1 protein-coding gene is annotated in these 407 nt (G+C 65.6%); it reads left to right on the forward strand.

Annotation, left to right across the window (positions count from 1 at the left end; genetic code table 11):
* The coding region (locus D7X55_RS47165) for an SDR family oxidoreductase (RefSeq protein ID WP_121725799.1) at window positions 1–407 on the forward strand (407 nt) is incomplete at both ends.

Here is a 407-nt window from a genome sequence, read left to right on the forward strand (position 1 = left end):
TATCCAGGTGCTGGTCAACAATGCCGGTATCGGCGCTACGGCGCCCCTGCTGCAGTCGGATATCGGCGAGATGGAGCGCATGATCACGCTCAACGTGAACGCCGCGATGCGCCTGGCCTATGCTGCAGCGCCGGTGTTTGTGGCACGTGGCCGGGGCACGATCATCAACATCGCCTCCATCGTCGCGCTGGCACCGGAGCTGCTCAACGGGGTCTACGCGGGAAGCAAGGCGTTCGTGCTGGCGTTCTCGCAGTCGCTCCACCATGAGCTGGCCGACAAGGGCGTGCGTGTCCAGGTCGTCCTGCCGGGCGCCACCGCAACCGACTTCTGGCACCTTTCCGGCCTGCCGGTGGAGCACCTTCCACAGGGCATCGTGATGAGCGCCGAAGACATGGTGGACGCGTCCC

The sequence above is a fragment of the Corallococcus sp. AB049A genome (assembly GCF_003668885.1).
In the GTDB taxonomy this organism is placed as follows: Bacteria; Myxococcota; Myxococcia; order Myxococcales; family Myxococcaceae; genus Corallococcus; species Corallococcus interemptor.